Below are 24,952 nucleotides of genomic sequence, written 5' to 3'. Positions count from 1 at the left end.
ATCAAGCGCGGCCCGGTCGGCCTCATCGGCCACACCAAGTCCGACGCGTCGGGAACGATCGCGCGGCTGCTCGAGGATGCCTCCGGGCTCGAGCAGGCCGCGTCGCCTGAGCCCGACGCCGTGACGGAGTGGCTCGTCGAGCGAGGTGTCGAGCCCGTCGAGTGGTCCGGGTGGCTGCTGCTCGACGCGTACGAGCGAGCACTGGGAGCACCGCAGGGCCGTGAGCGCGTGAAGGTCGTCCCGCGACACGAGATGCTTGCAGCAGCCCGCGGAACAGCCCCGCGACGGGAAGCCGGCGCCAGGTGAAGCGACCGGCTGGGGGGCGCGTCGCGCGGCGTTCGACCAGGTGAAGCAGCGATCGAGGCCCGCACGGCGTCGCCGTTGCACCCCGACTTGCTCCTGGGCGCTGCGGAGGCACTTCCCTTCCGAGACTGATCACGCCGGATCGGCGCCGGCACGCGATCTGCGTCGCGTCTGGCTGACCGCCGTGCACACCAGCACGTGACGACGCGTCGGTCCACAAGTGCCCATCACGTGACTGCGGCCGAGCAGACGCTGGCCCGACCGTCGTCGTGGGCGTGGACCGGCCATGCCCGTGGAGGTGGTCGAGATGACGTCGTCGTGGCGCGAACCGGCTCAGCGACTCATCGAGAGTCGTGACGCAGGCTGGCTCAGCCTCTGGGCCCTGCTCGACCTCGCGGGGCACGCCGCCATTCGACTGAGCCTCAGCGCGCCACTCGGTTCGAGCGTTGACCTGACGTTCGCTGCGCTCGACCTCGGCGAGGCTCGCGAAGAGCTCGAGTGGGCACGGCCCTCCCTGAGGAGCGACTCGTCACACCACCCGCTCCCCGCGCTGTACCCCGACGACGACACAGCAGACGCGCGCCGCGTGCTCGAAGAGCTCGTCGAGGAGGCAGCTCGGCGGCTTCTCGCCGCCGGCGGGGACAACTGCGAGCAGGACGAGCTCAGCACGCTCGGCCGAGCATTCCGACGCATCGTCAGCGCGCAGGACGAGTTCCGGCGGTGCCGGGCATGAACGCCGCGACCTACGGCGCGCTCATGGACGCTGCCGCTGCGCATCTCGCCGAGGGTCGGCGCCAGGTCGAGGGCCACCGGTTCGACGGCAAGGAAGACGCGAGTCTGACTGTCGCCGCCTACCTCGATCTTCTCGACGCCGCACGGCGCCACGCCTGGGCGCTGATCTCCCCTGCCCGCGTCGCCGGCGTCAGGGCGTCAGCTCATCCTCACCCCGTCGAAGCCGCGGCCCTCACCATGGTCGACGCACTGCCGCCGGCACCCGGCGACGCTCCGATCACCGACGGGGGTCCTAGACGACAGCACGCCTGGGCTGTCGCACGCACGCACATCCGCGCGGCCTCCGACCTGATCGCCTCGCACGTGACGATCGATGGCAGCGGATGGACTCCCGATGCCGCCCTCGTCTGGGACGACGTCGCCCGCCAAGGCGCACTCGGTCGTCTCGGTGGTATGACCGCGACACTGCTCGCGACCCAGGACGCCCTGGCCCTCCGAGCCGGGCAGGCTGGGCTGCGATGGAGCCAGATCGGTCGTTGGCTGCCGCCGGCCGACCGGGCGCATCGAGCAGCCTTGGACGTCGTGCGCACCGCGGAGGTGACGGGAGCGACGACGACAGAGCTCGACGGCCTCTCGCCTGCGAGCACGACCATCCGAGCCGCCACAGCCGTCGACGAGCTCGCCGAGCGCGTCGCTCGGATCCGCCGCGCCGCCTGGGACCTGCGCCAGCACCCGGACTACTCGACCGCCACCCTCGTCGACGTCGCCCAGGTCGGGCTCCACTTGTCGGTGCACACCGCCGCGTTCCACGGGCTCGACCTGCACGCGCACGCCCTGCCGGCCGGCGACCTCCAGGTCGGCCGTGCGCGGGCTTGGCTAGAGCTGCTCACCGACCTGAGGACGTACGCCGACACGGCGCCGCGGTCGCAAGACGTCCACAGTGACTTGGTGGCCGTTCGTCGTCTGCTCACCGCCCTCGTGCCGCGCGGCAGGGTGAACGGCGACCGCGGACTGTCGGCCCGGCCCGCCGAACGGGCTCTCGGCGGGACCCTCCACGCGGGCTGCGCCGCACTGGCCGAGAGCGCCTCGTGGTGCTCCGCCTCCTTCAATCGGCTCGCGCAAGCAGGACATCTCTGGGTCGACGTCAGAAGCCTCTCGGGAGAGGCACTCAGCGAGGATGCATCCCTCGCGGAAGCCAAGCTCGTCGGAGGTACCACCCTCGCCCGCGCCCCGCGAGACCACGTCGACGGCACGCTCTCTCGCTTCAGCGCCGCTGTCGCGACGGCGGTTCAGCCCTCATTCCGACGGGCGCCGGCCTCGAGCCTCGCGTCATCAAGTCGCGACAGCTGGGGCGAGCACGCGCAACCGATGGCGATCGCGCTGCCCTAGCTTGCCGAGGCGGCATGCTGCTGAGCCCCGGCGGGCGGGCAACTACGACGGTCCGCTTGCAACCGGCGGCGTGACGAACCAGCTCACGCTGCGAGCCACATCCGCCGCCCTCAGCCATTCGTATCGCTCGGAGCGCGGGCCGGGCGTCGACTCCAGCCACGCGACCATCACGTGCGTCTTCGTCCACCGCACCGCCCTCGCCGCACGCCACTCGTCGGTGCCGTCGGACCAGACCACGTGAGCGACGACCGGGATGTCTCCTTGTGGCCTTGAAGGCACATCCCGCGGAACCTCGCGGTTCACGACCGTCCGCGGGTCTCGACCAACGCTCACCAACGCAGCATATCGAACACACGTTCTATCCCACGCGCGCTAGTGGTACCGCCCGACCGCTCAGACGCGGAACGGCTGCGCGTGGCCAAACGCTGGCGATCGGCGTGGTCGCTTTCCGCCTCGTATCGCTCGGGGCGTCGGAGGGGCATGCGAGCATCCCCCTGTGAACGCCCCGATCGAACCCGAGCCGCCGAACGCCGCTGTGCTGGACCGACTGCACCGGTGGGCCGACCTTCCGCTCGCCGCCGATCATCTGAGTGGCTTCGCTGGCCCGTGGAAGTTCACGATTCGCCGATGGCTGCGGAAGCAGTCCGTACTTGACTTCCCGGCGCCCGCCACCGTGACGCAGCCCGACGAGGCGCTCATTTGGGAACGACGCGCTCGCGCCATCGCCGCCCAGCACTCGACTCGTGGCCAGTTCGCGATGTGGCTCCTCAGCGGCTCGGTCGGCGCATTGCTGGGACTGCTGATAGGAGGGTGGGCATCCGCAACGCGCTCGTCGAGTGCGTGGCCGACCGTCGTCGGTGCTGCGATCGCCTGGGCCATCGGAGTCGCGCTCGTGATCGGGATCCTGGTGCTCGTCGCAGGACCGACACTCGCCTCGCTGCATGTGCACGCGCCGACGTGGGAGGCTCGGGCGGAGGCATACGCCCGGCGTCGGGAGGAGCTCCTCAAGCCGGACCCCGACGAGACAGCGGACGCGTCGCACCAGGGCTTGGCCGCCTCGCTCGCCAAGATGTTCCGATCAACGTGAGACGACGTCGTTGCATGTGGTCCTCCGCACGGAACGCCGCCGCGTGACCGAGCGCATCCGCATCTCATCAAGTCCAGGCGCTCGCCGTGCGCGCCTCTGGCACGGCGTCTAGCTCTCCGATCTCGTACCCGTCACGAGTACCTCGTCGCTCGCGTCACTCTCGAGGCAGTTCAGCCATCGCCTCTGCCAGACCGGGGTAGGACGAATCTTCGGCGAGAACCTTCTCGAGGTCCTTGCGAGCCATCGCCCGCTTGTTCTCCGCCAGGTAGGTGTAGGCCCGCTCGACGAGGGCCCGGTGCCGCAACTGGGCAGGCCTCGAACGAAGCCGGAGCGCCTCCTTCAGCGCTTCCCGCGCCGCACCCGGGTTGCCCGTTGAACGCAGCGCCACTGCTCGCTGGACGAGCAGGTACATTGACGCCTCGTCCTCGTTCGCAACCCCGTCGGTCAGTGCGATCACATCTGCCCAGCGCGCCTGCTCGGCGTAGAGCTCGGCCAACGACACAGCGGCAACCGTGGAGGGCGTCACCTCTTCGACGATGTCGGATGCGCCGCGTACATCGCCGGCAGACTGCAGCGCCTCAGCGAGCGTCAGGCCGATGGTGTCCCGTGTCAGAGGGAGCTCAACGCTGATCTCCGGTGTGATCTCCAGGGCGAGCGCCGCCTGAGGGAGATACCGGGACAGGAACGGGTCTGTCGCGGGCTCGTACCCCTCGCGCCAGAGCCAGCCGAGGAGCTCTTGAACACGGGCGACATCGTTGCTCGGCAACGCACCCAGGAGGGCCTCAAGCAGAGCAGCAGTCCGCTGCGCCTCGGAATGGCCAGCGGCCACTCTCTGCACAGCGCCGGGATCGCGCTGGAGCACCGCCGCAGCGTGCAGGGCCTTCTCCCACCTCGGCGCCAGCATCCCAGGCTTCGGTGCCGACACCGGGGCGACCGCACGGGGTGGAGCACCAGTGCGGGCTCGGCTCGCGCCGCCCGCAGAGGTCGTATACGAGACCCCGGATCCCGGGATGCCGACTGTGCCCGTCACCCGGCCCGACGAATGCGCTCGAACGCGCGCGCCGTTGACCCCGACCGATGTGGAGACGCCTCGTGGCGTGACAGTCATCCGTACGCCGGGCATCACCTTGAACGACTTGCGGACGCGAAAGCCCATGCTCGCCCTCCTTTGGTCGGAAGTTACTCCGACGGCGCGCGACCGTGAGCCGTTCGGAACCGGGCGGCCGGGTGAAGACCGAAGCACTCGGTTGCCTGCGGGTGCATGCTGGTTCAGGGCTCGCGGGCGGGCCCGGGCCCCCCACTCGACGCCCGCGTTTTCCCCACGGATTCACTGAATGACAGCGGTCGTAGGTGCTGATCGCTGCACGGCCTCGATGAGGCACCGGCCTCATCAGTTCGCAGACCACGCGCTGTTTCGCTGACTGGTGCAAGACGACAGCAGATCCAACCGGCGACGCCTGGATGCTTCAAGGGGTCGCAGGTTCAAATCCTGTCAGCCCGACCGATCAGGCCTGGTGAGACGGTGTCTCACCAGGCCTGAGTCGTCTCCGGACATGGTCCGTCCCGAGTCTCCGGCCCACGAGCACCGTCGCGCGCGCGTCAGCGTCGCGGCCCGCGCGCAGCACCACGGACTGCGCCCCGCCGACGATCACGGTGGTGTGGAGCCAGGCCCACCCCCGGACGTCCCGCCGGCACCTCCGCCACCGCCGGCACGCGCGGCCGCGTCCGCGTCCGCCTCGATGCGCTTCTCGAGCCGGTGCAGCGCCTCCACGGCCTGCTCGTAGCGGCGGAACGCCGTCGCCCGCGCGTCCGCTCGGGCTCCCCGTCCGACGCGGGCGACGTTGAGGGTCGCGCGGTCGGCGTCCTGGAAGGCGCGGTAGGCGGTGCGTGTGGCCTCACGCAGGTGCGGCAGCATGCGGGCGTCGAGGAGCACGGCGGCGGCGACGTCCTGGCCGTGCGTGCGGGCGTCGATCTCCTCGATGAGCATCTCGTAGTCGTCGTGCGCCTTGCTCTGCGCCGCCACGGCCTCCCGGTAGCGGTCCCGTGCCTCGACGAAGCGCTGGTCGTTCTCCGGCAGGCGCATCTCCTCCATGAGCCGCAGGCGCCGCAGCGCGACGTCGACCTCGTTCACGCGCGTGTCGAGCATCGTGTAGACGTCGTCGCGGTGCGCCCGGTTGTGGCCGAACACGCTGTCGTAGAACGCCGACGCCTCCTGGTGGTGCAGCTGCCCCGCCGTGAACGACTCCGCTGCCCGGCCGCCGGTCTGCGCCTCCCACGCGGCCTTCACGGTCTGCGGGTCGAACCGGCTGAGCACCGGGTCCCCCTGGGCGGACGCGTGCTGCACCTGCGCGTACGTCGCTCCCGGCAGCGTGCGCTCGATGTGCAGCCGGGCCATGCGGAACCACTGGAGCGCGTGCCGCGTCTCGTGCGCGATCGTGTCGCACGCGGCCGCGAACTCAAGAGGCGTCGGGCGCTTCTGCGAGACCAGGTTGAGGTTGATCTGGAGCTCCCACACCCTGGCGGGCTGCCGGCCGTACTGCTCGGGCCTCGGGTTGTGGATGTGGCTCGGGATGAGCGGCGGCGCACCCGCGGCCACGAGCCGCCGGTTCGCGATCTCGAGCAGGACGTCGAACCGCGCGTGGGCATCCATCGTGAGGTAGCGGTCGTAGGCGGCGACGAACTCCGCGGCGAGCGCTCGCGCCTCCGGGCTGAGGCGCTCGACGATCTGGGCGGCGTCCTTCGCGCCCGGCCCGCTCGTCGTGGCCGTGGGCGCCTTGGTCGACGCCGGGTCGGCCACGAGCCGCACGTCGGTCTGCTTCGCCCAGCCGGGCGACTTCGCGTCGAGGTACTCGGTCGCGTCCTGCACGTGCTGCGCGGCGTCGTCGCCCGCGAAGTGCACCTCGACCTGGCGGCCGGCGCCGGTCTCGACGATCAGGACCGTGCCGTCGAACACCGTGCCGGCGTTGCGCGCGAGGCCCTCGCGATGCGCCTCGAACCGTGCGATGAGCGCCTGCCGTTCCGGGAGCGGCAGCGTCGCACCGAGGCCCGTCCCGCCCTGCAGCTCGGCGTGGAGCCGCTGCCACCCGCCGGCCTCGGTCAGGAGCGAGCGCACGGCGACGTCGGAGAGCCTGCCGGCCGGGACCTTCCCGTTGCCGGTGCCGGCCGTGCCCGGGGCGTCGACCCGGGGTGTGCCGTGCGCGACGTCGCCCGCGACACCCCGACCCGTCGGCGCGGGCACCGTGACCGCGGGCCCGCGCGAGCCGCCCCGCCAGGCCTCGTACTCCTTCGCCACGCGGCTGTTCACGCGCGCCAGGCCGAGGTCCATGGCGACGTTCTCGACGACACCGTCGACGATGAGGTCGGCGAGCTGGCTCGCGTTCTTCGGCAGGGCCTTGCCCTCGACGACGGCCTTCAGCGCGGTCTCGGTCGCCGTCATGTAGACCGACGAGGTGCCGGCCGCCATCGCGCTCGCGGTGAGCTCGGCGAGCCTCGTGCCCGCGAGGTCGGGGATCCGGTCGATGCGCGCCTTGATCGCGACCTGGAACCGGGCCTGCAGCGCGCCACCGAGGTAGGTCATGACGGCGCTCACGCCGGCGGCCTGCACGAGGCTCGCGAGCCCGAGGTCCTTGCGCTGGCCGTAGTGCATCTCTGCGGCCCGGCCCAGCCCCTCCTGCGTGAGCGTGTACCCGCCGGCGACGAGGGCCGACCCCGTCAGACCGAGCCCGCCGGAGGCGATCCCCGCGGCGATCGTCCCGGTCGTCTTGAGCCGGTTGAGCCACTTCACGGCGGTGCCCGCGCCCGTCATGACGCGGTTCTCGTACGCCGAGAACCGGGTGGCCGCGTCGGCGGTCGACTGCTCGGCCATGGCGATGAGCGGCACCACGAGCTCGTACCTGCGCTCCCGCAGCAGCGGCCACGCCTGCTCGATGAGCCGGCGCGGCTGGTCCCAGATGCGCAGCGACGGGTACGCCTGGCTGCCCTCCCCGAGCGCCTCGGAGATGTGCCGGATCGCGCCGAACCCGATCCTCCGCGCGTTGATGGCGCTCCGCTCGACGTGCATCGGCTGCAGCTCGTGCCACACCTCGGTCGTCTCCCGGAGCGCCTCGCGCAGCTTCGCGAGCTCCTCCCGGTCCGAGACGCGCCTCGCGTACTCCTCCGGGTAGTCGTTGCGCAGGTCGTCCGCCGTCACGAAGCCCTTCGTCTTGTGGACGATCCCCGGCATCGGGTGCTGCCCCAGCGCCTCCCCGGGCGCCGGGCGCAGGTTCAGCTCGAGCGGTTCCCTGGTGATCTGGTCGACGGCCCACTGCCGGAACTCGGTCTCCGCCTTGACGTCCCACTCGGGCGGCTGTCGCACGTCGTCGGCGAGCAGCAGCCGCACGTCGACCGACAGGCGCTCGTCGGGCTTCGGCGGCACCGCACGCAGCAGCCGCCGCCGTTCCTTCAGGTACTCCGGGTGCTGCTCACGCACCGCGCCGTAGTACGCGAAGTCGTCCCACAGCCGCCGCAGCCGCGCGTCGACGTGCCACGCGATCGTGTCGTGGTCGACGACCTTCTGCCACCGCTCGAGCTGCTCGCCCGTCAAGGCGCCGAGCAGGGCCGGGTACCTGGCCTGCAGCGCGGGCCGGATGTCCGGTCCACCCTGCGGGATCGGCTCGCGCGCGTGCACACCGGCGAGCGACCCGGGGTCGAGCTCGCGCTGGACGTGCGTCGCGACAGCGCGGTTGCCGGCGCCCCGCTGAAGGTCGACGACGTCCTCGGGCCGCAGCAACGACAGAGCCCTCGACGGCGCTCTCGGGCGGCGCGTCGCCCGCTTCGCGGGTGTCGCGCCCTCCGTGCGCTTCGCACCCTGGTCACCGCGCTCGTGGACCGGCACTCCCCCTCCTGGGTCCTCGAGGACCATCACGGCGCGCGACGGCGGGAGCGTCCAGGTCGCGCGCGCAGCGGACCGCGCATGCACGTTGCCCGAGCGGGCAGAACCGTCGTGCTGGTGCCGTGAGGCCCGCGCCCGGGCGCGGTCTTCCGACGCGACGACGGTCGCCATGCGGCCGTCACGGACCGAGCCTCGCCCGGACCCCGGGCCTACCAGGACAGCGTCGCCTGGCCGCGCAGCACGCGGTGGTCGGACACCCACAGGGACGTCGTCACGCCGCGGTGGTCGGCGGCCCAGCGGTTCCTGGTGAAGAACACGTAGTCGCACTTGCGGGTGCCGCACGTGGGCGCGTCGTAGGTGCCGTCCCCGCCCGTGCGCGCCTGGTCGGCCTCGACCATGACGCCGGTGCCCGTCTGGCAGCCGGTGGTCGACGTCCCGCCGAACGTGCTCGAGTAGAGGGGCCGGAGCGCCGCGGCGGCGGCGCAGGCGCGGACGTCGATGTTCGCGTCGACGCCGAGGATCGCGGCACCGCCGCCGGACGCGTGCGTCGCGAGGCGGCTGCCGACCGCGGTCACCTGCTCGGCCGACGCGGCGCTCTGCACGGAGAAGTGCGAGCTGCAGACCCGCACCGCGGTGCCGAGGACGACGTCGCCGCACAGCAGGTACCGCCGCTCGCTCTCGCCGAGCGGGTTCGGCAGCAGGGTCGCGGTCACGTTCGTGGGCGCGGCGGCGCGGACGAGCAGCGCAACCCCCCAGCTGCGCGCGCCCGGTGCGCAGCGGTCGTCGCCGATCGTGACCGTCGGGAAGAACGTGCCGTGCCAGGCGGTGCCGAGCCGTTGGAGCAGCCGGTCGTAGGTGTAGCGGCACACCTCCTGCAACGTCACGACATCGCTGCCGGCGGTGAGCACGCTGCTCGCGACGACGTCCGCGCGTTGCGCGGCGGTCGAGTCGCAGGCGGGGTCACGCCCGAACTGGTCGCACGCGTTGAGCTCGAAGACCTTCGTCCGCACGGTCGCGGCGTCCGCGGCCGAGCCGACGGCGAGCGACCCGGCCGCCAGCGCGAGGAGCGCCAGGAGCGCGGTGAGGTGCCGTGAGCGCCGGCGTCGGGCGTTCATCGCATCGCGCACCGAGGGATGTCGATGCGGTCGGCGGCGACGAGCTCCGCGGCGGCGCCGATCGCGGCCGACGCCGTCAGGACGAACCGCCCGCCCGCGTCGCGCGCCCACGTGCGGGCGACCGGCACGGACCCGCCGTTGTCGATCGCCGTGACGTGGGAGCCGTCGGCGGCCGAGTAGGCGAGGTCGCCGCCGACGCCCCGCAGCACGACCGTCGCGCGTCCCGTGGTCGCGTCGATCTCGACGGCCCGGTCGCGGGACCGGCCCGACGCCGAGGGCGCGCGCCCCTCGGCGGCCAGCAGTGCGGTCCCGTCGGGCGACCAGTCCAGGGACTGCAGCGCCACGGTAGCGTCGACGTGGTGCAGTGTCGTGGTCGCGCCGGACGTCGTGTCGGTCACGCGGACCTCCTGTGCGGCGTCGGGCAGGGTGACCACGAACGCGAGCCGCGTCGCGTCCGGGCTCCACGTGAGGTCACGGGACGCCGTCGCGACGGTCGCCGCCCGGCTCGTCGCCGGCGGCGCCAGGCGGCGCGGGTTCGCCGCCGCGGGCAGGTCCACGAGGGCGGGGCTCGACGTCCCCGTGTCCGGCGGCACGTCGGCCGGGGGCAGCGTGAGGGCGAGCGTGGACCCGTCCGGGGCGGGTGCGACCTCGCCCACGTCCGTCGCCTGCAGCACGGGCGTCCGCCGCCCCGTGGCCAGGTCGATCGCCAGCACGCCGTCGGCGGGAGCGGCACGCGCGGCCGGTGCGACGTCGGGCGTCGGCGACGCGTAGACGGTCGCGCCGTCGTCGGCGAGGCCGAACGCGTAGGAGCCGAGGTCGTTCGTCACCGGCGTCACCGAGCCGTCCTGTCGGACCCCGAGGATGTCGGACGACGGCGACGAGCCGGGTCCCTCCGCCGACTCGCCCGCGGTCGTGAATCCCCGGACGACGGCGACGAACGGCCGGCTGCCGCACGCGGAGAGGCCGGCGAACGGCGTCCCGTCGAGGCGTGCCGCACCGGTGGGACGCGAGGCCACCGGCTCGACGGGCGTCGCGCAGGCCACGAGCAGCGTCGCCACGCCCAGGAGCGACGCGCCCGCGCGCAGCCGCCGCCCGGGTCCTGGACGCCGTGCCGGCACTCCGCCGTCCATGGAGCCGACAGTACGAGCGCGCGCAGCATGCTGACAATCAGGGCACCTCCCGCCGTGCGGTGACCCGCCCCCGAGGGCCGGGTCGCTCGTCGCGCGTCCCTGAACGTCCTCTCGGCGCCCCTTGACGACGTCCCGCGCCGCGAGAAGCCTGGCACCAGGCGATGGTCCCGACGACGCGACCCTCGGAGGTGCTCCTCATGCGCACGACACGACCGCACGGTCCCGGTCCCCGCGGGCGGCTGCGCGTGGTGCTCGCGCTCGTCCTGCTCGTGCTCGTCGCGCCCGCCGGCGCGGCGACGGCCACGGCGACGGACGGCGGCCACCACGGCCACGCCGCGCGGTACGGGACGACCGGGGCCCGGTTCTGGCAGTGGGGTCTCACCCAGCCGGCGGCGACCAGCCCCCTGTTCGACACCACCGGTGCGTTCTGCGACGAGGGTCAGCGCGGCCGCACGTGGTTCCTCGCGGGGTACACCGGCGGGCCGATCACGCGGACGTGCACGGTCCCTGCGGGGACGACGCTCGTCTTCCCCGTGGTCAACGCGTTCTACGGCGCGACGCCGGGCGACCCGCCCGAGCAGAGCACGGTCGCGTTCGTGCGGGAGCAGGTCGCGGGACTGCGCGCCGGTGCGCACGACCTGCGCGTGACGGTCGACGGCACGGCGCTGCCGGCGTCGCGGATCCGGTACGAGGACTCGGTGGTGTTCTCGGTGACGCTGCCGGACGGCAACGTCTTCGGCGCCCCCGCCGGGACGGTCGTCTCCCCGACGGTCGACGCCGGGTACTACGTGACGCTGCGACCGCTCCGGCCCGGCGCGCACACCGTGCGCATCGAGGGCGCGGTGGACGCCGCTCCCCCGGTCGGCAGCTTCTCGGTCGACGTGACGTACGTCCTGACGGTGCTGCGGGGGCACCGGCACTGAACGGCCGGACGTGGACCCGACGCGGGCGGCCGGCACGCCGACGACCGTGCTCCTCGGCCGGCAGGACGTCCTGACGGCCGAGGCCGAGCAGCGCCTGGCGGCGGACCGGGTGGCCGACGTCCGGCTGCTCGACTGCGACCACTTCGTGATCTGGCGCGATCCCGCCGCGGTGAGCCGTGCTGCCCTGGACCTCCTGGTCGGACGGCCGCGGACGCCGCGGTAGCGCGTCGCGGCAGCCGTCCGTGGCATGGCGCGGCGTGCGTCCGTCGTGCGCGAGGGCGGTCCGCCGCTTCAAGGCGGGCGCGCTCAGCGCCGCGCCGCGGTGAGGCGGGCGACCGCGCGGTGCGGCAGCACCCGCACCATCGCGGCGGCGATCCGGGCGTCCCGGCCGACCACGCGGCGCGGTGCCGGGTTCCGGTCGAGGAGCGCGCGCACGACGACGTCCGCGACCCGCTCCGGCGGGGCGCCGCGGACCGCGCTGCGGCGTGCGTTCTCCAGCGCGTGGTCGATCTGGGCGCGGTAGCGCGCGAGCGCCTCGGGCGGCATCCCGTCGGCGACCTCCTGGCCCGCGGACGCGCCGCGCGACCAGATCGGCGTCGCGATCGCTCCCGGCTCGACGAGCAGCACCCGGATGCCCGACGGTGCGAGCTCGGCGCGCAGCGACCCGGTCAGGCCGACGAGGCCGAACTTCGCCGCGCTGTACGCGCCCAGCACGGGCCCGGCGATCCGCCCCCCGATCGAGCCGATCATGACGATCCGTGCGTCCTGCCCGATGTCCCGGCTCGCGCGGAGCGCGGGCAGCATCGCCTGCGTCACCCCCAGCTGGGCGACGAGGTTGACCTCGAGCTGGCGGCGGAGCACGTCGAGCGGCAGGTGCTCGAGCGGCCCGGGAAGCGCGGCACCGGCGTTGTTGACGAGGGCGTACAGCGGTCCGGCGGCGCGGACCTCGTTGCCCGCGGCACGCACCGCGTCGTCGTCGGTGATGTCGAGGAGGAGCGGGGTGACGGCGTCGCCGTGGTCGGCCCGTAGGCTCGCGGCGTCGTCGGGCCGGCGGACGGTCGCCCAGACGTGGAAGCGCGCGGCGACGAGCGCCGCAGTGGTCGCGCGGCCGATACCGGTCGACGCGCCCGTGACGAGCACGGATCGCATGGGCGGCCCTTCCCGCTCGGCGTGGACCTCGGTGGTCGCCACGCTAGCGGCGCATCCCGCACGGGAACCAGGGCGCGACGCCCCGCGACGCCCGCTCCCGACGGTGTCGGCAGGTGTCGGCCAGGGTCGGACGGTCGCTCAGAGCGCGGGGCCGACGTCGACCAGGTCGAACATCGGCTGGACCCGGGACGCCTCGAGCGCCATGAGCGGGCTGCCGCTCGCACCGCGCAGGCGCCCGTGCGGCTGGTGGGACGACACGGCGAGCAGGAGCGCGACGACCGACGAGTCGACGAACGTCGCGCGCGTGAGGTCCGCCTCGCGCACGCCCGCGGCCGCGAGGTCGCGTCCCAGCGTCAGGCGGGTCGGAGCCGTGCGCCTCAGTGAGGCGGAGGACGGCGAGCACGTCGACGTCCCCCTCGACGTGCAGCACCCGGGGCTCGTCGGGGTCGAGGCGCCAGACCGCGCTGCGGGGCGCGCGCGCCGCCGGGGGTCGGGACGGACGTCATCCGCCGAGCATGCGGCCCGTGCGCACCGCACCGTGACGGCCCTGCGCGTCGCGGGCCTCAGGTGTCCGCGGGTCACGCGCGCGTCCGTGCCCCGTGTGAGCGTGAACACGCCTACTGTGCGCGGTGGACGTTCGCGATGACGGGAGGAGCCGCCGGTGTCCGAGAGCACGCTCGGAGCCCTGGGCGGCCGCGCCCCGCGCCCGGCGCAGTACGGGCACGACGCGCTCGTCGTGTGCGACAACCTCGTCCGCATCTACCAGTCCGGCAGCGTCGAGGTGCAGGCGCTGCAAGGGCTCGACCTGCTCGTGCACGAGGGCGAGATGGTCGCGGTCGTCGGGGCGAGCGGGTCGGGCAAGTCGACGCTGCTCGGGGTGCTCTCGGGGATGGACGCGCCGACCGCCGGCCGCGTGCGGGTCGGGCAATGGGACCTCATGGCGATGCCCGCTCGGGAGCGCGTCGTCTACCGCCGCCGGACGGTCGGGTTCGTGTGGCAGCAGACGTCCCGCAACCTCCTGCCCTACCTGACCGCGCGACAGAACGTGACGCTGCCGATCACGACGGTCCCCCGCCGGCAGCGGCGCCGCCGCGCCGACGAGCTGCTCGACCTCGTGGGCGTCGGTCACGTCGCCGACCGGCGACCGCAGGAGATGTCGGGCGGTGAGCAGCAGCGCGTCGCCATCGCCACGGCCCTCGCGAACGCACCGCAGCTCCTGCTCGCCGACGAGCCCACGGGCGAGCTCGACACGACCACCACGCAGGAGGTCTTCGAGACGCTGCGCACCGTCAACCACGATGCGGGCACCACCGTCGTGGTCGTCACGCACGACCCCGCGGTCAGCTCGCTCGTCGAGCGGACCGTCGCGATCCGCGACGGCCGCACGAGCAGCGAGGTCCTGCGTCGGGAGACCGACGGCGACGTCGTGCACGAGGAGTACGCCGTCATGGACCGCGCGGGCCGGCTGCAGGTGCCCCGCGAGTACCGCGAGGCCCTCGCGCTCACCAGCCGCGTGCGCCTCGTGCTCGAGGCCGACCACCTGGCCGTCTGGCGCGACGGCGGTGCCCGGTGAGCCCCACCCCCGGCGCGGCGGTCCAGGTCCGCGGCGCGCACCGCACGTTCGGGAGCGGTCGGTCCGCCGTGCACGCGCTGCGCGGCGTCGACCTCGACGTCGCTCCCGGGGAGCTCGTCGCGCTCGTCGGACGTTCGGGATCGGGCAAGACGACGCTGCTCAACCTCGTCGGCGGCCTCGACCGCCCCGACGAGGGCACCGTGCACGTCGACGGTGTCGACGTCGCGGGGCTGGACGACGACGGTCAGGCCACGCTGCGCCGCGACCGGGTCGCGTTCGTCTTCCAGACGTTCGGGCTCATGCCCGCCCTGACCGCCGCGGAGAACGTCGGCGTCCCCCTGCGGCTGCACGAGGCTCCCGTCGACGTGCGCGAGCGTCGCGTCGCGATGCTCCTCGAGCTCGTCGGCCTCGCCGAGCACGCCGAGCAGCGGCCCGACGAGCTGTCCGGCGGCCAGCAGCAGCGCGTCGCCATCGCCCGCGCCCTCGCCTCCTCGCCCCGTCTCCTCGTCGCCGACGAGCCCACCGGACAGCTCGACAGCGAGACCGGCCTGGCCGTCATGGCGCTCATCCGCGGCGTCGTCGAGGCCGAGGGGATGACCGCGATCGTCTCGACGCACGACCCTGTGATGATCGCGCTCGCGGACCGCGCGCTGCACCTCGTCGACGGCCGGGTGGTCGAGGCGGACGCGCGTGGGTGAGCACGTCTGGCGACGCGGCCGCGCGCAGGCGGCCGTGCTCGCCGCCGTCCTCGCCGTCATGGTCGCGGGGTCGGCGCTCGTGGGCGTGTGCGTGCTGCTCACGACCGCGGCGCCGCAGCGTGCGCTGCAGCTCGCGATGTCCGACGCACCCGCGCCCGACGTGCAGGTCGGGGTCGCGCTGGGCTTCCCCGAGGACGCCGACGACCCTGATGCGGACCCGCTCGTCGCCGCGACCGCGCGCGACGCGTCGGACGCCGTCGCCACGGCGGCCGCGCTGCTCACGGCACCGTTCGGCGACCTCCCGACGACGCGGACCACGTGGACGTCGAGCGTCATGCAGTACCTGCCCGCGGACGGCGGCCCGGTCCGGCTGGGCTACCTCGCCGAGCTCGACGACCCGGACGCGCGTGGGACCGTCGTCGCCGGCCGGTGGCCCACCGCCCCCGGGGAGGCCGCGCTGCCCGTCGCGGCGGCCGGTGCGCTCGACCTCGAGGTCGGCAGCACGACGACCCTCGCGGCCGAGGCGGGCGGGTCCGGGGTCGCCGTGACCGTCGTCGGCGCGTTCGCGCCCCGTCCGGGCGCGTCCTGGCAGGAGGACCCGCTGCGGGGGTCGGGCGTCGGCCCCGACTTCCGCGGTCACCTCGCGGCCTACGGCCCGTTCGTCGTCGCGCCCGGCGGTGTCGACGCCAGCGGGATCCCGCTGCGCCGGGTCGCGCTCGTCGTGCAGCCCGACCTGGCCCGGGCCGACGCCGTCGACCTCACGCGCGCGGGCGCCGCCGTCGACGCGCTGCCCGGCGAGCTCGAGACCACGCTCGAGGAACGCGCGCAGAACGTCGTCGTGGACCGGCCGTTCGCGCGCACGCTCGGCGCGGCACGCGAGCAGGGGCGCGTCACGGGCTCGGGCGTGCTCGCCGTCGCGCTGCTCGGGGCCGCCCTCGCCGCGACGACCGTGACGCTCGCCGCCCGGCTCGTCGCCGGGCGCCGCGCACCCGAGGCGGCGCTGCTCGCCGCGCGCGGCATGGGGCGTCGCCGGCTCGTCGCGCAGGCCGCGGTCGAGGCGGCCGCGCTCGCGCTGCTCGCCGTGGTCCCCGCGACGATCCTCGCGCTCGTGCTCTACCGCGCGCTCGCCGACGCCGTCGGTCTCGGGCCGACCGCCGTCCCCGAGCGTGACCTCGTGCCGCTCGTCGCGAGCGTCGCCGTCGTGACGGTCGTGCTCGGCGCGCTGCTCGTGCTGCCGTGGCTGCGCACCGCGTCGCCGCGCGGCCGGGAGGACCGTGTCGGCGTGGTCGCCCGCTCGGGTGCGGACCTGCTGCTGCTCGCGCTCGCCGCCCTCGCGTTCCTGCAGCTGCGCGCGCACCGGGTCGCGACCGGGACCGTGGTCGACCCCGTCCTCGTCGCGGCCCCCGTGGTGTGCCTCCTGGCGGGGTCGGCGCTCCTGCTGCGTCCCCTCGCGCTGCTCTCGCGTCGGGTCGACGCCCGGGCCGGTGCGTCCCGCACCCTCACGCTGCCGCTCGCCGCCTGGGGCGTCGCCCGCCGCCGGCAGGGCGCCGCCGCGGCGTTCCTCCTGGTGCTCGCGACCGCCTGCGCGACGTTCGGCGTGGGGTTCGCCGCGACGTGGACGCAGTCGCAGCGCGACCAGGCCGCCGCGCGGGTCGGGACGGACCTGTCGGTGCCCGCGTCGGGAGACGTCCTCGGCTCCGGGGCGGTCGTGCAGGACGCCACCGGAGGGTGGGTCAGCCCCGTGACGACCCGTCCGACCGTGCTCGGCTCGCGCGCGAACAGCGGCGACGAGCCCGTGCAGCTCGTCGCGGTCGACACCCGGGACGCCGACGCGCTGCTGCGCGGTCGTCTGCCGTCGGGCGGCTGGGAGGAGGCGACGTCCGGGCTCGCGCCGGCCGACGACGCGGGCGGGGCCGAGGTCGCCGGCGATCGGACCGACGTCGTCGTGACGGGCCAGGTCGACGGGGACGACGTCACGGTCGAGGCCGCGCTGACCCTCGTCGTGCAGGACGCCGACGGTGCCCGGGCCGCGGTCCCCGTCGGCACCGCGACCCTCGACGGCACCACCACGACGACACCCGTCGACGTCCCGGCCGACGCCCGCGTCGTCGCGGTCGACGCACGCCTCTCGGCCGTCGGGAGCGACCCCGACCGGCAGCGGTCCCCCCGGTTCACGATCGACGTGACCCTGCGCGCCGCGACGCCCGCACCCGGAGGCTCGTGGTCGGCGGCCGCACCACCGCACGACGACTTCGGCGTCGTGACCCTCACGGACGTCACCGGCGACGCCGTGCCGGACGGGGTGCGCGTGACCTTCGCGGGGAGCCTCGACCTGCCCGGCCTGTACTGGACCGACGGCGCGCTCACCGCGCTCGCGTTCGCACCCGTCACCGAGGTGCCCGTCGTCCTGTCGGAGCCCCTCGCCGACGACCTGGGGATCGGCGTCGGCGACGGCGTCCAGGTGTCGCTCGGCCTCACGCGCGTCGAGGCCGTCGTGCAGCGCGTGACGCCGTACGTGCCGTCCCAGCCGCGCGGACCCGCGCTGCTCGCCGACGTGGACACCCTGTCCCGCGCCGCCCTCAGCGTGGGCGACCTCGCCCCCCTCACCGACGCGTGGTGGGTGGGCGGCGAGATCCGTGCCGACGCGGCCGCCACCCTGGGCGGGCTGGGCATGACGCCCGTCGTCGAGCGAGCGACCGTGGTGCGCGAGGCCGTCGACGGTCCCCTGCGTGCCGCGCAGCGGGCCGCCGCGGCGCTCCTGGTCGTCGCCGCCCTCGTGCTCGCGCTCGCGGGGACCGCGCTGCACGCGACGGCCGCGCTCGAGGCGCGCGAGCTCGACGTCGCGCGGCTGCGCGGCCTCGGCGCGCCGCGCCGCACGGTCCTCGCGTCGGTGCTCGCCGAGCAGGGCTTCCTCGTCGCGGCTCCCCTGCTGCTCGGCGCGCTGCTGGGCCTGCTCGCGTGCTGGGCCGTCGGGCCGCTGCTCGCGGTGTCGCCCGAGGGCCTCGTCCCCGTGCCCGCCGCGGCGCCGCAGTGGCCGTGGTCCGCGCAGACCGCGGCGCTCGTGCTGCTGCTGCTCGGGTGCGCGGCGGTCGTCGTGCCGCTCGCGTCGCGCGCCGTGCGACGCTCCACGATCGCGCGCCTGCGCACGGACCCGGCCGCATGAGCGCGGCATGGCGCCGGGCCCGCGCCGACCTGTGGCCGCTGCTCGTCATCGCGGTCGTGGTCGCGCTCCTGGTGGCCGTGACCGACGCCGTCCCGCGGCTGCTGACCGCGCGGGCCGACACCGCGGTGCGCACCGCGGTCGCGCGGGCCGACCCGGCCGCCGACCTCGTGGTCACGAGCCGGTACGGAGCGGGCACGTCGGACGCGACCGCGGGCGGGACCGACACGACGATCGGCGTCGACGACGTGGCGCGCGGGCTCGACGCCGCCCTGCCTGCGTCGCTGAGCGCCGTCCTCGACCCGCCCGTCGCGTCCGCGGCGAGCGCCGACCTGAACCTCAGCACCGCGGGGCTGCCGACGGGCGGGCTGCTCCGGCTCGCGTACGTGTGGGCCGGGCAGGAGCCCGCGGTCCGGTGGCGCGACGGCGTCGCCCCCGGTCGTCCAGGGCCCGACCTGGCCGTCCAGGTGGGCCTCTCCGAGGCGGTCGCAGACGTGCTCGGCGTCGCAGCGGGTGACACCGTCGCCGCGACCACCGCCGACCGGACCACGGTCCCCCTGCTGGTCACGGGCGTATTCGTCGCGCAGGACCCGCAGGACGCGGCGTGGACCGCCCGCCCCGAGCTGCTCGGGCCGCGCGCCTACGGACGCGAGGACGCCCGCACGACGGTCGTCGCCGGTCTGCTCTCGGCCGCCTCCCTGCCCGCCGCGCGCGCCGCGCTCGAGCCCGACGGCGTGACGCGCACGTTCCGCCTCGCCGTGGACCCGCAGGCGCTCGACCACGCCGCCGCGCGCGACCTCGTGCGCCAGGTCGCCGCGCTCGAGGCGTCCCCCGACGTCCTCACCGTGCCCGGGTCCGACGTCCGGGTGACGTCGCGCCTGGACCTCCTGCTCACGCAGGTCGGGGCGCGCGTGGACGCCACCTGGTCGCAGGCCGTCGTCGTGCTCACCGGGCTGGCGGCCGGTGGCGCGCTGGTCCTGCTCGTCGCGGGCGACCTCCTCGCGCGGCGTCGCGCGACCGCCCTGCGAACCGTCCGGGCACGCGGGACCTCGCTCGCGGGAGTCGCGGGCGCGGCGGCCGCCGAGTCCGCCGTCGTGGTCGGCGCCGGCGCGGCGGCCGGGCTCGTCCTCGGCGCGGTCGTGGCGCCCGGACCCGTGACGTGGCCGTGGGTCGTCGGCGTCGTCGCCGTCGGGGTGCTCGCGCCCGCGGCGTTCGCGACCGTGGCGGCGCGGCACGTCGAGCCGCGCCGCGTCCCCACCGACCGGCACCGCCGGCGGCTCGCGCAGCGTGTCCGCACCGTGCGGCGCGTGTCGCTCGAGGCGGCGCTGCTGGTCGTGGCCGTCGGGGCGACCTCCGCGCTGGTCCGCCGGGGGGCGGCGTCCCTGTCCGGCGCGGCCGACCTGCTGCTCGCCGCGGCACCCGTCCTCGTCGCGGTGACCGGTGCGCTGCTGCTCTGGCGCGGCGTCCCGCCGCTCGTCGGCGCGGCGCTCGGCGCCGCACGACGGTCCCGCAAGGCCGGCCCCCTGCTCGCGATGGCCCGCGCACGAACCACGGGTGCGGTCATGCCGTTCGTCGCGCTCGTCGTGCTCACGACCCTCGTCGCGCTGTGCGCCGCGCTCGCCGGGACCGCCCGCGCCGGGCAGGAGGACGGCGCGTGGGACGCGGTCGGTGCCGACGTCGTCGTCCGCACGACGTCACCGGACACCTCGGTCGAGCAGGTCGCCGAGTCGCTGGCCCGCGCCGACGGTGTCGACGCGGTCGCCGTCGCTCGCGTCCAGGACGACACGCAGCTCTTCGGCGTCCCCCGGGTCGGCACCGTGCGGGTCCTCGCGGTCGACCCGCTCCCCTACGCCGACCTGCTCGCACGCACCCCGACGGGCCCGGCACCCCAGCTCGGGGCACTCGCCGACGCGTCCGACGCCGCACGAGCCGGGACGGGGGTGCGGGCGCTCCCCGCGCTCGTCACGGCGTCCCTGCTCGACGCCGACGCCGCCCTGCGCTGGGGCGACGTGACGATCGACCTGCAGCCGGTCGGCGAGACCCCCGCGCTGCCCGCCCCGCAGGCCGAGGCCGGCGTGCCGACGGTCGTCGTCGACCGCGCCGCACTCACCGCGGTCGCCGAGGCCCTCGCGGACGCGCGCGAGAACCGCAGCGGCGCACGGCCCGCCGGCGCCGACCGAGGCGTCGCGGACGGCAACACCGTGTGGGCCGTCGGACCCGGCGCCCCGGCGGCGGCGCACACCGCCGCGGCGACCGTCGGGGCTCGCGACCTGTCCCGTGCGCAGTGGCTCGCCGACCGGCGGTCCGACCCGCTGACCAGCGGGCTCGTCGGCCTGGTCGTCCTCGTCGCGCTGGTGTGCGCGGCGCTCGCGGCGACGGTCGTCGTGCTCGACGCGGCCGCGTCGGCACCCGGTCGGGCCCGGTCGCTGGCCAGCGCACGGGTGCTCGGGCTGCGCGGGCGGGCCGCCGCGCGCGTCGCGGCGGGCGAGCTGCTCCCGCCGACCCTCGTGGGCGCTGTCGGGGGCGTCGCGCTCGGCGTCCTCCTGGTCGGCGTGCTCGTGGGACCCCTCGCGCTGCGGCTGGTCACCGGCCAGGCGGACGATCCCGCCGTCGCGCCCGCGTGGTGGGCGGCGGCGCCGGTCGCGCTGCTCGCGCTCACCGTCCTCGTCGTCGTCGCCGTCGAGTCCTCGACGCGCCGCCGTGAGCGGCTGGGCCAGGTCCTGCGCGTCCGCTGACCCCCTCAAGGGCCGACGGACCGCGCGCCGGCGAACAGCATGATGGTGAGACCGCCGCCGACGAGGTAGAGCACGAGCCAGCCGACGAACGAACGGTTCTCGATCCGGTCCGCCAGCCGGCCGATCAGCAGGATGATCCCGACGACGACGATGACGCCGATGACGAGCTCCATGACCCACCTCCCCCTCGAGGGCGCGCGGCGACGCGTCTGTCAGGAGAGGAGGGACGTCGACGACGAGGGATACGTGCCGTCGGCAGCCCGGGCCGTCCGCGCTCGGGTCGTCAGGCGGCGGCGTCCGTCCGTCCCGACCGCTCGCGGTTGCGGCGCAGCACCTCGAGCTCCGCGCTGACGACGCCGAGCACGACCAGGTCGACGAGCAGCCCCCAGCTCGCGTCCCACTCGGACAGCCGGAACAGGAAGAACTGCGTGACGAGCAGACTCACGAGGACGGCACGACGGAACCAGCGGTAGCCCTCGACGGCGTCGTGCCGCACCTGCAGCAGCCCGACGACGGCGAACGCGGCACCCACGAGCCCGCTGACGACCGCCCCCGCGGCGACCCACCACAGCCCGCCGAGGTCGCCCCACGCGAGCAGGCCGCGCATGACGGACACGGTCGCGGTCGCCACGAGCAGGACGACCGCGAGCAGCGGCACGAAGCGGGCTCGGACCAGCAGGTGCAGGACGCGCACGGCACCGCGCGAGACGGCCTCGACGACGTCCGGCAGCTCCTCGTGGTCGTCGACGACGGACCGCAGCAGCGCCCGCGTCTCCTTCGCCCCGGCGACGTCCCCGGCCGCCTCGAGACGGGACTCGGCCCGCGCGCGGGCGTGTCCCGTGAACCCGCCGACGACTCCCGCGACCGCGTCGTCGACCGCACCGGCCAGCGCCTCGCGCGGGTCGAGCGCACGGCGCCCGTGCAGCGCCTCGGCGACGAGCCCGAGGGCGACGACCGTGGCGTAGATGATCGCGGCGGTCGGCTCGTAGAAGTAGTCGTTGTCGGACGTGACGAACTTGCCGACCTCGTCGACGAACAGCCCGAACCCGATCCCGCCGACGATCGCCCCGAACGGCCGCAGCACCGGCCCCATGAACGACAGGAGCAGCACGAAGGCGAGCGCCATGAGCAGCCCGCCCCACAGCACGTGCGCGACGTGCAGCCCGCCGCCGCCGAGCTGCGGGTACCCGGACGCGGCCAGCAGGGCGCGCGTGACGAGCACCGTGAGGGCCGTGACGACGAGGAACGTGCCGAGGTTGCGCGTCGCGAGCGGGTCGCGCGGCAGCCCGAGCCGCAGCATGAGGTGCACGGGCGACGACGTGCCGGGGCGCGACGCGGTGCTCACAGGGCCGCGAGCTCGCGTTCGAGGTCGTCCAGGCCGAGCGAGCCCAGCCCGAGCGCCGCGGTGTGCCAGGCGCGCAGGTCGAACGTCTCCCCCGCCGCCTCCCGCCGCTCGCGCGCGCGGCTACGCCCGGACAGCCACGCACGCTCGCCGAGCTTGTAGCTGATCGCCTGCCCCGGCCACCCGAGGTACCGCTCGATCTCGCTGTGCACGAACGCGGCCGGCGACCCGCTGCGCTGCCGGAAGAACTCCTCGCCGAGGTCGGCCGTCCACCGCTCCCCCGGGTGGAACACGTGCGACTCCGGGATCGCGAGCCCGAGGTGCATGCCGATGTCGACGACCACCCGGACCGCGCGCATCCGCTGCCCGTCCAGGTACCCGAGCCGCGCACCGGGCGTGCGCAGGTGCCCGAGCTCGTCCATGAGCCGCTCCGCGTACAGCGCCCAGCCTTCCGTCGTCGCGGGCACCGACCCGACCGACGTCTGGAACACCGACAGGTCCCCCGCCCGGTACGCCCACTGGCCGAGCTGCAGGTGATGCCCGGGCACGCCCTCGTGGTACCAGGTGCTGATGAGGTCCCACGTCGGGAACCGGTCACGACCCAGCGTCGGGAGCCACGTGCGTCCCGGACGCGAGAAGTCCAGCGACGGGCGCGTGTAGTACGGCGCGGCGGCGGCACCGGGCGGCGCGATCATCGCCTCGACGCGTCGCACCGGGTCGGCGACGTCCACGACCGTGCCGTCGAGCTCCGCGATCGCGTCGTCCATCATGCGCTGCAGCCACGCCCGCACCTCCTCGACGCCCTCGACGGCCTCGCCGTGCTCGTCGAGGTGCGCGAGCGCCTCCTGCGGGCCTGCCCCGGGCAGCACGCGGTCCGCCTCCTCGGCCATGTCCGCCTCGATGCGCGCGAGCTCCTCCCAGCCCCACGCGTACGCCTCCTGCGGGTCCAGGTCCGCACCCGTGTGCAGACGCGCGGACAGCAGGTAGCGCTCGCGACCCACCGCGTCGGGCACGTCGTCGACCGCCGGGCGGTACTCGTCGGCGATCCACCGGCGCAACCGGTCCACGGCCGCGGCGGCGGCCTGCGCGGCCCCGTCGAGCTCGCCACGCAGCGACGTCGGCACGCCGACCGCGTCGGCCCGGTCGGCGAACCCCGCGTGCCAGCCCCGGCCGTCGGCCGCCGCGATCCACTCGCCGAGCTGCCCGACCACGGCGTCCGCCTGGCGGGGTGCGCTCCGCACACCCCGACGCAGCCCTTCCTCGAGCGTCGCGCGGAACCCGTCCGCGGCGTCGGGGACCTGCGCCAGCCGACCCGCGACGACGTGCCAGTCGTGCTCGGTGGCCGTGGGCATGAGCAGGAAGATCGACTGGAGGGTCTGCACGGGCGACGCGATCGGCCGCAGCGCGGCGAGGTCCTCGCCGGTGTCGTGCTCGGCGAGGCGTGCGGTGAGGCGTTCGCGCAGGAGCGTCGCGCAGCGGCGGTCGTCGTCGTCGAGAACCGGCGCGCCGTCGAGCTCGGTGAGCACCGCGCGGGCGGCCTCGGCGCGCTCGCGTGCGCCCGCCGGCGACAGGTCGGGCATGCGCCGGTCGTCAGGCCGGGTCCCGAGCGCGGTGCCGACCGACGGGTCGAGGTCGGCGAGCGTGTCGACCCAGCGGTCGGCGACCTGACGTGCGGTCCGGACCGACGAGTCGGTCGGGTCGGTCGGGTGTGGCACGGGCGGCTGCGCGGGGACCATCCCTGCACGCTAACCCGCGCGCCGTCGCCCGACCGCCGTGCGGGAGACGCCGCGCTCACGCGGTGACGTCGGCGGTCCGCCCGTGCCGGCTCAGCTTCTCAGGGTTGAGGACGAGCATGAGCTGCTCGATCCCCCGGTCGGACGTCTCGAGCAGGACGAGCGCGCCGACCTCGCCGTCGGCGCGGTGCACGAGCACGCCCGTCCCGCCGTTGACCTCGACCTCCGAGAAGAGCACGTCGCTCCAGTACTTGCGCATCACGTTGTCGAGGAGCGTGACGACGCGGTCGTGACCCACGATCTCGACCTTCGCCGCATGCACGACCCCGCCGCCGTCGGAGCGCGCGTGGACGTCGTCGGCGAGGAGGCGTTCGAGGTCGGCGACGCTGCCGGCGCGTGCGGCCGCGAGGAACGCGGTCACGAGCTCTCGCCGCCGCGCCGGGTCGGCCGGGGCGCGACGACCGGAGCCGAGCGCGGTGCGCGCCCGCCGGACGAGCTGCCGCGCGTGCGCCTCGGTCACGTCGAGCACCTCCCCGACCCGCCGGTAGGAGTAGTCGAACGCCTCGCGCAGCACGTACGCGGCCCGCTCGGTCGGCGTGAGCCGCTCGAGCAGCACGAGCACCGCGGCGTCGAGGGCCTCGGCCCGCACGGCGCCGAGCAGCGGGTCCGCGCTCGTGTCGACCGGCTCGGGCAGCCACGGCCCCACGTACGTCTCGCGGCGGGCGCGCGCGGACGTCGCCGCGTTGATCGCGAGCCGCGTCGTGGTCGTCGTGAGGAACGCGGCGGGGTTCTGCACGCCGCGCCGGTCGGTGTTCTGCCAGCGGATCCACGCGTCCTGCACGACGTCCTCGGCCTCCTCGACCGAGCCGAGCATGCGGTAGGCGATGCCGAACAGCTGCGGCCTGACGTCGAGGAAGTCCGTGACGTCGTCGTCCGCGACGGACGGGGGTCCCGGCTCCGGGTGCGCGGTGTCGTGCGGCACGAGACTCACCCTAGGGCCGGGACCCCCGGCG

The 24,952-nt window shown here is 75.1% G+C and carries 19 protein-coding genes and 1 pseudogene; 10 read left to right on the top strand and 10 right to left on the bottom strand.

Annotation, left to right across the window (positions count from 1 at the left end; all coding sequences use genetic code 11):
* From KOV94_RS18655 to KOV94_RS18640, 4 genes and pseudogenes are all read left to right on the top strand, one after another.
* Nucleotides 1-306: pseudogene (locus KOV94_RS18655) on the top strand (pyridine nucleotide-disulfide oxidoreductase); the annotation flags it as partial.
* Nucleotides 307-589: 283 nt separating this feature from the next.
* A complete protein-coding gene (locus tag KOV94_RS18650; RefSeq protein WP_218052849.1) occupies nucleotides 590-1,036 on the top strand; it encodes a hypothetical protein in 447 nt (148 codons plus the stop codon).
* On the top strand, nucleotides 1,033-2,424 hold the full coding sequence (locus tag KOV94_RS18645; protein WP_218052848.1) for a hypothetical protein: 1,392 nt from the start codon (nucleotides 1,033-1,035) through the stop codon (nucleotides 2,422-2,424). The genes KOV94_RS18650 and KOV94_RS18645 overlap by 4 nt, the downstream gene beginning before the upstream one ends.
* A 496-nt stretch (nucleotides 2,425-2,920) precedes the next feature.
* The gene (locus KOV94_RS18640; protein ID WP_168676346.1) at nucleotides 2,921-3,511 is read left to right on the top strand and encodes a hypothetical protein; all 591 of its coding nucleotides are present in this window, start codon (nucleotides 2,921-2,923) and stop codon (nucleotides 3,509-3,511) included.
* 154 nt (nucleotides 3,512-3,665) lie between these two features.
* On the opposite strand, the gene KOV94_RS18635 is transcribed toward KOV94_RS18640, so the two are convergent.
* From KOV94_RS18635 to KOV94_RS18620, 4 genes are all read right to left on the bottom strand, one after another.
* Nucleotides 3,666-4,667 (bottom strand): DUF4236 domain-containing protein, encoded by a 1,002-nt coding sequence (locus KOV94_RS18635; protein WP_218052847.1) that lies wholly within the window; start codon nucleotides 4,665-4,667, stop codon nucleotides 3,666-3,668.
* Between the two features lie 492 nt (nucleotides 4,668-5,159).
* Entirely contained in the window at nucleotides 5,160-8,279 is a 3,120-nt protein-coding gene (locus tag KOV94_RS18630; RefSeq protein ID WP_218052846.1) for a hypothetical protein, read from the bottom strand.
* Nucleotides 8,280-8,590: 311 nt separating this feature from the next.
* Nucleotides 8,591-9,496, bottom strand: a complete 906-nt coding sequence (locus KOV94_RS18625; RefSeq protein WP_124341230.1) for an endonuclease/exonuclease/phosphatase family protein — start codon at nucleotides 9,494-9,496, stop codon at nucleotides 8,591-8,593.
* A complete protein-coding gene (locus KOV94_RS18620; protein WP_218052845.1) occupies nucleotides 9,493-10,626 on the bottom strand; it encodes a hypothetical protein in 1,134 nt (377 codons plus the stop codon). Before KOV94_RS18620 ends, KOV94_RS18625 begins: the two co-directional genes overlap by 4 nt.
* A 197-nt stretch (nucleotides 10,627-10,823) precedes the next feature.
* Between KOV94_RS18620 and KOV94_RS18615 the strand changes: the two genes are divergently transcribed.
* Nucleotides 10,824-11,549, top strand: coding sequence for a hypothetical protein (locus KOV94_RS18615; RefSeq protein ID WP_218052844.1), 726 nt, complete (start codon nucleotides 10,824-10,826; stop codon nucleotides 11,547-11,549).
* Between the two features lie 10 nt (nucleotides 11,550-11,559).
* Complete coding sequence (locus KOV94_RS18610; protein ID WP_218052843.1) at nucleotides 11,560-11,772, top strand: alpha/beta fold hydrolase; 213 nt, start codon at nucleotides 11,560-11,562, stop codon at nucleotides 11,770-11,772.
* Nucleotides 11,773-11,855: 83 nt separating this feature from the next.
* On the opposite strand, the gene KOV94_RS18605 is transcribed toward KOV94_RS18610, so the two are convergent.
* Together KOV94_RS18605 and KOV94_RS18600 are read right to left on the bottom strand one after the other, a co-directional pair.
* On the bottom strand, nucleotides 11,856-12,698 hold the full coding sequence (locus KOV94_RS18605) for an SDR family oxidoreductase (RefSeq protein WP_124344158.1): 843 nt from the start codon (nucleotides 12,696-12,698) through the stop codon (nucleotides 11,856-11,858).
* Between the two features lie 138 nt (nucleotides 12,699-12,836).
* On the bottom strand, nucleotides 12,837-13,022 hold the full coding sequence (locus KOV94_RS18600; RefSeq protein ID WP_124344159.1) for a hypothetical protein: 186 nt from the start codon (nucleotides 13,020-13,022) through the stop codon (nucleotides 12,837-12,839).
* A gap of 337 nt (nucleotides 13,023-13,359) precedes the next feature.
* On the opposite strand from KOV94_RS18600, the gene KOV94_RS18595 reads away from it, so the two are divergent.
* From KOV94_RS18595 to KOV94_RS18580, 4 genes are read left to right on the top strand one after another with little or no spacing between them, the layout of a single operon-like run.
* Nucleotides 13,360-14,271, top strand: coding sequence for an ABC transporter ATP-binding protein (locus tag KOV94_RS18595; protein ID WP_218052842.1), 912 nt, complete (start codon nucleotides 13,360-13,362; stop codon nucleotides 14,269-14,271).
* On the top strand, nucleotides 14,268-14,969 hold the full coding sequence (locus KOV94_RS18590; RefSeq protein WP_124344161.1) for an ABC transporter ATP-binding protein: 702 nt from the start codon (nucleotides 14,268-14,270) through the stop codon (nucleotides 14,967-14,969). The genes KOV94_RS18595 and KOV94_RS18590 overlap by 4 nt, the downstream gene beginning before the upstream one ends.
* Complete coding sequence (locus KOV94_RS18585) at nucleotides 14,962-18,132, top strand: FtsX-like permease family protein (RefSeq protein WP_218052841.1); 3,171 nt, start codon at nucleotides 14,962-14,964, stop codon at nucleotides 18,130-18,132. Before KOV94_RS18590 ends, KOV94_RS18585 begins: the two co-directional genes overlap by 8 nt.
* On the top strand, nucleotides 18,129-20,864 hold the full coding sequence (locus KOV94_RS18580; RefSeq protein WP_218052840.1) for an FtsX-like permease family protein: 2,736 nt from the start codon (nucleotides 18,129-18,131) through the stop codon (nucleotides 20,862-20,864). Before KOV94_RS18585 ends, KOV94_RS18580 begins: the two co-directional genes overlap by 4 nt.
* A gap of 5 nt (nucleotides 20,865-20,869) precedes the next feature.
* Here the strand turns inward: KOV94_RS18580 and KOV94_RS18575 are convergent, their stop codons facing one another.
* The 4 genes from KOV94_RS18575 to sigJ form a co-directional block, all read right to left on the bottom strand.
* Nucleotides 20,870-21,037 (bottom strand): hypothetical protein, encoded by a 168-nt coding sequence (locus tag KOV94_RS18575; protein ID WP_160142880.1) that lies wholly within the window; start codon nucleotides 21,035-21,037, stop codon nucleotides 20,870-20,872.
* A 110-nt stretch (nucleotides 21,038-21,147) separates the two neighbouring features.
* Nucleotides 21,148-22,209 (bottom strand): hypothetical protein, encoded by a 1,062-nt coding sequence (locus KOV94_RS18570; protein ID WP_308160653.1) that lies wholly within the window; start codon nucleotides 22,207-22,209, stop codon nucleotides 21,148-21,150.
* Nucleotides 22,206-23,942, bottom strand: coding sequence for a DUF885 domain-containing protein (locus KOV94_RS18565; RefSeq protein WP_218052839.1), 1,737 nt, complete (start codon nucleotides 23,940-23,942; stop codon nucleotides 22,206-22,208). Before KOV94_RS18565 ends, KOV94_RS18570 begins: the two co-directional genes overlap by 4 nt.
* 55 nt (nucleotides 23,943-23,997) lie before the next feature.
* A complete protein-coding gene (gene sigJ / locus KOV94_RS18560; RefSeq protein WP_124342930.1) occupies nucleotides 23,998-24,921 on the bottom strand; it encodes an RNA polymerase sigma factor SigJ in 924 nt (307 codons plus the stop codon).
* Nucleotides 24,922-24,952: the final 31 nt, after the last annotated feature.

Source organism: Cellulomonas algicola, assembly GCF_019024305.1.
GTDB classification, from domain to species: Bacteria; Actinomycetota; Actinomycetes; order Actinomycetales; family Cellulomonadaceae; genus Cellulomonas; species Cellulomonas algicola.
Note: the sequence above shows the minus strand (reverse complement) of the source record. Positions and strands in the feature narration are given on the sequence as shown.

Bases quoted from the DNA above. Each gene is read 5' to 3' on its own strand.
- KOV94_RS18580 (WP_218052840.1), top strand. From the start codon at position 18,129: ATGAGCGCGGCATGGCGCCGGGCCCGCGCCGACCTGTGGCCGCTGCTC.
- KOV94_RS18625 (WP_124341230.1), bottom strand. From the start codon at position 9,496: ATGAACGCCCGACGCCGGCGCTCACGGCACCTCACCGCGCTCCTGGCG.
- KOV94_RS18575 (WP_160142880.1), bottom strand. From the start codon at position 21,037: ATGGAGCTCGTCATCGGCGTCATCGTCGTCGTCGGGATCATCCTGCTG.
- KOV94_RS18645 (WP_218052848.1), top strand. From the start codon at position 1,033: ATGAACGCCGCGACCTACGGCGCGCTCATGGACGCTGCCGCTGCGCAT.
- KOV94_RS18605 (WP_124344158.1), bottom strand. From the start codon at position 12,698: ATGCGATCCGTGCTCGTCACGGGCGCGTCGACCGGTATCGGCCGCGCG.
- KOV94_RS18620 (WP_218052845.1), bottom strand. From the start codon at position 10,626: ATGGACGGCGGAGTGCCGGCACGGCGTCCAGGACCCGGGCGGCGGCTG.
- KOV94_RS18615 (WP_218052844.1), top strand. From the start codon at position 10,824: ATGCGCACGACACGACCGCACGGTCCCGGTCCCCGCGGGCGGCTGCGC.
- KOV94_RS18635 (WP_218052847.1), bottom strand. From the start codon at position 4,667: ATGGGCTTTCGCGTCCGCAAGTCGTTCAAGGTGATGCCCGGCGTACGG.
- KOV94_RS18650 (WP_218052849.1), top strand. From the start codon at position 590: ATGCCCGTGGAGGTGGTCGAGATGACGTCGTCGTGGCGCGAACCGGCT.
- KOV94_RS18565 (WP_218052839.1), bottom strand. From the start codon at position 23,942: ATGGTCCCCGCGCAGCCGCCCGTGCCACACCCGACCGACCCGACCGAC.